The organism is Pararcticibacter amylolyticus, from assembly GCF_003130405.1.
Taxonomy (GTDB): Bacteria; Bacteroidota; Bacteroidia; order Sphingobacteriales; family Sphingobacteriaceae; genus Arcticibacter; species Arcticibacter amylolyticus.
Genome location: NZ_QEAS01000002.1, coordinates 312,650 through 319,902, shown reverse-complemented (window position 1 = coordinate 319,902; position 7,253 = coordinate 312,650). Strand labels below are relative to the sequence as shown.

The following is a 7,253-nucleotide window of genomic DNA, read 5'->3' as shown; positions in this document are numbered from 1 at the left end:
GCATACCGGATGATAAAACACGAGATTATTCAATGTGAGAGATGCAGAACGCGGATAGAGTGTAAAGCCAACTCTTATACCCGCTGCCAGTGCAGCCAAGTGTACCTCAATCTGAATGAAGTACAGTATATCAGCGAACTTTATGAAGGGTGTCTGTGTGCAGGTTGTCTGAGAGAGTTAAAGGAAGAATACGAAAATTCGATTAAATCCTGCTGACGGACCATAAAAAAACGGTCGTTTTTGCCGGCCGCTTTTCTGCAGATCAAAATATGATCCTAGTTTCTTACAATAACAGATAATCCGTGTGTGTCTAATTCATTCAGGCTAATCCGCTCTGACATTTGGAGTTCTTCTATTGTTTGTTTTTCACCTACATAGTTCTGAAGATAGAAATTGCCCGTGTAGTTCTTTTTCTTCAGGAAGCAGATCATTTCCTGGAGATCTGCTCTTTCTAAAATGGAGGAATGAACAGTCGTTCTGACTTCAAACGGAACAGATGAGGCGTTCAGAAAATCAAATGTCTCTTCAAATTTTCTGTATAGCCCCGATTGAGTTACCTCGCTGAACTTTGCCTCCGGTGCTTTATAATCAAGAGCAATATAGTCGACCACCTTTTCTTCAATCATTCTTTTGATGGTACGCAGATTCGAACCGTTGGTGTCTACTTTAACCAGCATATCCAATTTTTTAATAGCGCCTGCGAACACTGTGATATTGGAATGACTGGTACACTCTCCGCCACTGAAGACAACCCCGTCAAGAAGATCTTTTCTGCTGATAATGAAGTTCATGGCATCGTAATAACTCATCCTGCCCTTGCCGTAAACAATTTCCGGGTTATAGCAATAAGCACATTTCATATTACAGCCTGCAAACCAAACGATGCAGGCTGTTTTATCCGGATAATCGAGTAATGTAAAAGGAGTAATACTGTAGATTGGCTTAGCTGCAGTATCTCTCATTGAAATGGGTTCGTTGTTTATGTTCACCCTTTTTACCCGTATTAAAGCTTTCTACCGGACGGTGATAGCCCATCACCCTGGTATAAACCAGGCATTTTGTTCTTTTCTCCTCATTGGCCGACAGGATTTCCTGTGTGTGCTGCTTGTTCATGTTCTTTTATATTTTTTGATTGTAATTCTTTAATGAGTTCTTCGTCACAAACCGGACAATATTCATGTTCTCCATTTAGATAGCCGTGAACGGGGCATATACTGAATACGGGGGTGACCGTTATATAGGGAAGTCTGAATTTGGAAAGCACCTTTTTTACGAGGTTCCTGCATGACTCAGGAGAGCTGATCTTTTCGCGCATGTAAAGATGCAGCACTGTTCCGCCGGTATATTTGCATTGAAGTTCGTCCTGGAGCAGCAGTGCCTCAAATGGATCGTCGGTGTAGTTAACAGGAATCTGGGAGCTGTTAGTGTAATATATATTCCCCTCTTCTCCCGCTTGTAAGATCTCCGGAAAGCGCTTTTTATCTTCTTTGGCAAAACGATAGGTTGTTCCTTCCGCCGGAGTAGCTTCGAGATTATAAAGATTACCGGTTTCTTCCTGGAACACTGTCATTTTTTGTCTGATATAATCGAGCACTTCAGCTGCGAAATCTCTTCCTGAAGCGGAGACGATCGAGTCACCATCGTTATGAAAGTTACGGATCATTTCGTTGATCCCATTTACTCCAATAGTTGAAAAATGATTCCTGAAATGTTTCAGATATCTCTTTGTATAAGGGTAAAGGCCCCGGTCATACATTTCCTGTATGAACTTCCTCTTTTTTTCAAGCGTAGAGCATGCGATATCCAGGAGGTAGTCCAGGCGGTCAAACAGTTCCTTTTTATTGTTTTTATAAAGGTACCCCAGACGGGCCATATTGATTGTCACTACCCCGATGCTTCCGGTCATTTCTGCACTGCCGAACAAGCCGTTCCCGCGCTTCAAAAGTTCTCTGAGGTCGAGTTGCAGCCTGCAGCACATGCTTCTTACCGCATTGGGCTTGTAAGCATGCGGGTTCTCCACCCTGTTGCCATCTTCGTCTGTCATATACTGACTTCCTATGAAGTTCTGGAAATATGAAGAGCCGATCTTAGCGGTGTTTTCAAAAAGCAGATCTGTATTGGGGCCATGCCAGTCGAAATCTTCCGTAATGTTCACGGTAGGGATGGGGAAAGTAAAAGGCTGACCGTTGGCATCTCCTTCAGTCATCACGGTATAATACGCCTTGTTGATCATCTCCATTTCTTCCTGGAAATGACCATAGCAAAGGTCGGAAAGCGATTTAACACCTTTCTCAGCTGCCTTTCTTTCGAGTTCAGGATCTGAAATGCCCTGAAACAGGTGGATGTCGTTACTGGTAGGTATCTGGCCCCTCAGGTCTTCAGGTACCGTCCAGTCGATCGTAATGTTGGTGAAGGGAGACTGACCCCATCTGGCGGGCACATTCAGATTGTAAACAAAGCTTCTTACTGCCTTCAGGATGTCGGCATAGCCGAGCTTATCTTTGAAAACATAGGGTGCGAGGTAGGTATCGAATGAGCTGAATGCCTGTGCGCCGGCCCACTCGCTTTGCAGGATCCCTAAGAAATTGGCCATTTGCCCAAGCGCTTCCCTGAAGTGGCTCGGAGGAGTACTTTCAACACGGCCTCTGACCCCGTTGAATCCCTCATTTAACAGTGCCCGCAAACTCCATCCGGCACAATAGCCCGTCAGGCAGTCGAGGTCATGTATATGGATATCTCCGTTCCTGTGTGCATACCCTTCTTCTTTAGAGTAAACTTTGTCGAGCCAGTAATTTGCAATAATCTTTCCGGCTACGTTATTCACCATCCCTGCATTTGAATAGGAGGTATTAGCGTTCGCGTTGATCCGCCAGTCGGTCTGATTGATGTATTCTTCTATCGTATGCGAACTGTCGACAAAAGTTGTGTCATCATTAAGGCCTTCTGAATGTTCCCGCTGAAGTTTCCTGGTATGCCGGTAAATCATAAAGGAGCGCATTACCGTAAAGTGTCCCTTCGAAAAGAGCTCTTTCTCTATCAGGTCCTGTATTTCTTCAACAGACCACACAGCCTTGCTGCTGAGTGTGTTTACCGTGTTGTTGCAGATTCTTTCATCCAGCTCAGAACCAACGCTTTCAAAGGCTTTTTCTATAGCATCCCTGATTTTAAAAGATTGAAAAGGTTCAAATTCGCCGTTTCGTTTAATTACATAATTGACCATATCTTATTATTCGTGATTCAAATAAAAAGCTACGGGGGAATACAAAAAAGAGAAGAGGGTACAGCTTTTCTTTTTGTAATACCTTTCACCCGAAAGCTACAATCAGCTTCCGGCAGGTATTCTGACTTGTTCCGGTTTAACCGCCTTCCCATCTGCCTCGGCAAACAGTGACGTAATGGTTAAACCCCATGCGGAACTTACAGCTACGGGGATAGTCCCGGATTCTCACCGGGTTCCCTTTTAATCCTTCCTTTCTGGATGAAAGGAATGGAACCGGAAACAGCTGCAAGTCTAAAGGTAAAAATCCGATAAACATACAGGATGTTTTCAACAAAGGACCGTCGATTGTGGAAAGTTAATTGCTGATAAAGCAACAAGGCTCCGGGGATACCGGAGCCTTGTTGCGGATCTCTGCCAGGAGAGATGTTGTTTGTTTGCCTTTAAGACCGATAAGTCTTACGCTATTTTTTCTTTGACTGATCGCGTGTTTTCGTCTGCTGCTGACGCATATAGTCGTCCATACGCTGCTGAAACTTTGATTTTTTCTTCTCAGTTTCCGGCTTCTTTTTATTCTCCTGGATCCGGGCATGGATCTTATCATCGTTAACCCATTGCCTGATGATCATTTGTTGAACGAACGTTAGCAGGTTGGCCAGGAAGTAGTAATAATTCAGTCCGGATGGATAACTGTTCAGCACCCCAAGAAATATGACCGGCGTAATATATCCGATGTATTTCATCTGACCGGTAGCCCCCGAAGTCTGATTATTGAAGTAAGTAATAATCAGGGTTGATATGGTCATCAGCAAACACATTAAGCTCACGTGATCAATATTGATAAGCGGGATCTTCGTAAAATTGATGACCGAATCATAGGTAGACAAGTCCTTCATCCATAAAAAGCTCTCTTGCCTCAGCTCGAAAAGATTGGGGAAGAAGAAGAAGAACGCCATGACAATAGGCAATTGCAGCACCATCGGAATACATCCGCCAAGCGGGTTTACTCCGGCTTTTTTATAGAGCTTGAGGTACTCCTGTTGCAGAAGAGTCGGATTGTCTTCCCCAACCTTTGCTTTAATCTCATCCATTTCAGGCTTCAGAATACGCATCTTAGCCATCGACAGGTAAGATTTGTATGTAAGAGGAGATAAGACAAGCTTAAGCAGGATCGTCAGCACCAGGATAATTAATCCATAGTTCCAGTTCAACCCTTCCAGGAAGTTGAAAATTGGAATTACAACTACACGGTTAATGTATTTCAACGGCCCCCAGCCAAGGTCTATCTGGCGTTCAAGATCGTATCCCTGGGCTTTAAGCGTTACAAAACGGTTCGGCCCGAAATAAAATTCCAGCGGGTAGACATTTTCAGCCTGCTTAGGTGCTGGCAGCTGCATAGAGGCTGAGAATGATTTTACAACTCCCGGAGCAGCAGAAGTGCTGACAGAGAGGGAGCCTTTATCAAAACCATTTTTTGCAATCAGCACATTCGAGAAGAAGTGTTGTTTAAATGATACCCACCTGATCTTACCATCTTCGCCGAGTTCCTTTTTTTCATCCTTGGTTGTTCCGATATGATCAACCTCATTATCCGCATGATTGAAATAAGCTCCCGAATACCGGTGCTCACTTGCAATATCCTTTTCTTTCTGTCTGAGAGTCGCGTCCCATGTGAGCGACAGCGGCTGGGCAGATGAAAGTACATTTTGAAGACCGTGAGTAACAATCTTTAAGTCAACCTTATAACTATCTCCCTTTAAAGAATAGATGTAGTCGATATACTGGCCTGCTGAATACGGCAGGCGCATCGTTACAGATCCCGAATCCTTACTGCTGACAGTCAACTGCTCAGCAGAAGGAGTGAAGTAAAGATTTTTGGTGCTGATGACGTTATTACCTGCATGCAATACCAAACCGAAATTACTGTCCTCCCCGTTAAAAAGAATAAGAGGTTTTTTATCGTAGGTCTTATATTCTTTTAATTCAACAGAAGCGATCCGGCCACCTTTGGTACTGAGATTAACTTTCAGATGTTCATTTTGCAGAAGCACAGTTGCTTCTGTTCCCTGATTTGCCGGACCAAAAGGTCCGCGGAGCAGCGATGAATCCACTGCCGGTACTTCATTTTTCTGTTTTGGCTGTACAGCAGCCGGTGCCTGTTTTCCTGATTTTACCCGGGTCAGCGAATCTTGGACTATTCTTTCCCGTTTGATCTCCTCTTCCGATGGACGGGTGAGGTAAGTGAATCCGATAAGAATAATTAAGATTAAAAATAACCCTGTGAACGTGTTTCTATCCATTTATTTGCTGATATCCTCTTTCAAAATTTTATTTTTCCGGGCATATCCCAGAGAAGCGGCGACAAAGTTAACAAAAAGTGGGTGAGGATTGGCAACAGTCGATTTTAATTCCGGGTGAAATTGACCTGCTACAAAAAACGGATGGTTTTTCAGTTCAACAATTTCAACAAGGTTATTATCCGGATTAATTCCTGATGCAATCATACCAGCATCTTCGTATTTCTTTAAAAATTCGTTATTGAACTCGTACCGATGACGGTGACGTTCCGAGACCTGAGGTTTTCCGTAGATAGCTGCGGCCTTCGATCCTTTCTTAAGATCACAGGTATAAGCACCAAGTCGCATGGTTCCCCCTTTATTCTTTATCTTTTTCTGTTCTTCCATCATGGAAATCACAGGATAAGGAGTGTTCTCGTCCATTTCAGTACTATGGGCAGCATTTAATCCCAGCACATTTCGCCCGAACTCAATCACTGCACACTGCATACCCAAACAGATTCCAAAGAAAGGAATATTGTTTTCTCTCACATAGCGGATTGCATTGATTTTTCCTTCAATCCCCCGGTTTCCGAATCCCGGAGCAACCAGCACTCCGTGCAGCCCTGCAAGACGTTCGGCAACGTTTTCCTCCGTAATGCTTTCCGAATGCACACACACAACCTTTACTTTGCATTCATTGCTTGCCCCGGCATGTATAAAAGCTTCATTGATGGACTTATACGCATCAGGAAGCTCCACGTATTTACCCACGAGGCCAATACGCACTTCAGAGGTAGGGTTTTTGAGCCTGCCGAGGAAGTTTTTCCAGTTCTCGAGGTTGGGTTCATTTTTGGTTGAAAGCTTCAGCTTGGCAAGTACCGTTTTGTCCAGCTGCTCTTTAAGCATCAGAAGCGGAACATCGTAGATCGTAGATGCATCAATCGATTCCACCACGGCGTTAATGTTCACGTTACAGAATAGTGCAATTTTCCGTCTGAGATCAGGAGAAAGGTGATGTTCTGTACGGCAAACAAGCACGTCCGGCTGGATTCCGTACTCCAGCAGCGTTTTTACAGAGTGCTGTGTCGGCTTAGTCTTTAACTCGCCTGCCGCCGCAAGGAAGGGAATCAGGGTGAGGTGTATAACAAGCGAATTGTTATAGCCGGTTTCCCACCTGAACTGTCTTACCGCTTCTATATAGGGAAGGGACTCAATATCGCCTACTGTACCCCCAAGCTCGGTGATCACAATATCATATTCCCCGTTTTCTCCCAATATCCGGACGTTGCGCTTAATTTCATCTGTGATATGCGGAACCACCTGGACTGTTTTTCCCAGGTAAGCACCTTCACGTTCTTTATTAATAACGTTCTGGTAGATCCGCCCTGTGGTGATATTATTTGCCTGTGATGTAGGGACGTTTAGAAAACGCTCGTAATGACCAAGGTCAAGGTCCGTTTCTGCTCCGTCTTCCGTTACATAACATTCACCATGCTCATAAGGATTAAGCGTTCCCGGATCAATATTGATGTAAGGATCAAACTTTTGAATTGTAACACGGTATCCGCGTGCCTGAAGAAGCTTAGCTAATGAAGCAGAAATAATTCCTTTTCCTAACGACGAAGTTACGCCGCCCGTAACAAAAATGTATTTGGTCATGTGTATTGTGAGTTTTCATGATATTCCGGAAATCCGGGAAATATCATGCTTTTGTACGGGTTACAAAGGTAGATAAAAAAAGATGAAAGCAGAAAAAA

6 protein-coding genes and 1 riboswitch are annotated in these 7,253 nt (G+C 44.0%); of the genes, 1 reads left to right on the top strand and 5 read right to left on the bottom strand.

The window, feature by feature from the left end; all coding sequences use genetic code 11:
* Positions 1-9 precede the first annotated feature (9 nt).
* Positions 10-216, top strand: a complete 207-nt coding sequence (locus DDR33_RS03810) for a cysteine-rich CWC family protein (protein WP_109414429.1) — start codon at positions 10-12, stop codon at positions 214-216.
* Positions 217-275: 59 nt separating this feature from the next.
* Here the strand turns inward: DDR33_RS03810 and DDR33_RS03805 are convergent, their stop codons facing one another.
* The 5 genes from DDR33_RS03805 to DDR33_RS03785 all read right to left on the bottom strand — a co-directional run bounded on the left by DDR33_RS03805 (position 276) and on the right by DDR33_RS03785 (position 7,155).
* Positions 276-962 (bottom strand): anaerobic ribonucleoside-triphosphate reductase activating protein, encoded by a 687-nt coding sequence (locus DDR33_RS03805; protein ID WP_109414428.1) that lies wholly within the window; start codon positions 960-962, stop codon positions 276-278.
* Entirely contained in the window at positions 943-1,113 is a 171-nt protein-coding gene (nrdD, locus tag DDR33_RS26860) for an anaerobic ribonucleoside-triphosphate reductase (RefSeq protein ID WP_109414427.1), read from the bottom strand. Before nrdD ends, DDR33_RS03805 begins: the two co-directional genes overlap by 20 nt.
* The gene (locus tag DDR33_RS03795) at positions 1,073-3,220 is read right to left on the bottom strand and encodes a ribonucleoside triphosphate reductase (RefSeq protein ID WP_109414426.1); all 2,148 of its coding nucleotides are present in this window, start codon (positions 3,218-3,220) and stop codon (positions 1,073-1,075) included. The genes nrdD and DDR33_RS03795 overlap by 41 nt, the downstream gene beginning before the upstream one ends.
* Positions 3,221-3,314: 94 nt before the next feature.
* A riboswitch (cobalamin riboswitch) is annotated at positions 3,315-3,513 on the bottom strand.
* 168 nt (positions 3,514-3,681) lie between these two features.
* Positions 3,682-5,517 carry a membrane protein insertase YidC gene (gene yidC / locus DDR33_RS03790; RefSeq protein WP_109414425.1) on the bottom strand — a complete coding sequence of 612 codons (1,836 nt, stop codon included), beginning with the start codon at positions 5,515-5,517 and terminating at the stop codon, positions 3,682-3,684.
* A complete protein-coding gene (locus DDR33_RS03785; protein WP_109414424.1) occupies positions 5,518-7,155 on the bottom strand; it encodes a CTP synthase in 1,638 nt (545 codons plus the stop codon).
* Between the last annotated feature and the right edge of the window lie 98 nt (positions 7,156-7,253).